Source organism: Bacillus zhangzhouensis, from assembly GCF_000715205.1.
GTDB lineage: Bacteria > Bacillota > Bacilli > Bacillales > Bacillaceae > Bacillus > Bacillus zhangzhouensis.
The window spans coordinates 1-269 of sequence record NZ_JOTP01000100.1 but is presented as its reverse complement, the minus strand read 5'-3'; the positions used below and the strand labels follow the sequence as shown (position 1 = coordinate 269).

Sequence of the window (269 nt, the reverse complement as noted above, 5' to 3'; positions counted from 1 at the left end):
AGATTGAAGAAAGATAGGATAAGGAGGCAATGAAAGACTTGAGATTACAAGAGATTCCAAGTAAAATTATAGATATTGAGACTTTTGACGCAGGAAAAGAGCCGTTAGTTTTTGTTTTATCTAACGGCATATTGAAATATGCACCGCTGCCGCCACATGGTGAAACAAAAATTGTCACTCACAATAACAAAGTGACTCGATTGCTTTATAACGAAGGCGAATTATTTGAATAAAAACGTTCTACCGGAAAGCCGGGGGACACTGATCAT

1 protein-coding gene is annotated in these 269 nt (G+C 37.5%); it reads left to right on the top strand.

The window, feature by feature from the left end:
• The first annotated feature begins 38 nt into the window (after positions 1-38).
• On the top strand, positions 39-233 hold the full coding sequence (locus tag BA70_RS19035; RefSeq protein WP_149865381.1) for an XtrA/YqaO family protein: 195 nt from the start codon (positions 39-41) through the stop codon (positions 231-233).
• Positions 234-269 lie beyond the last annotated feature (36 nt).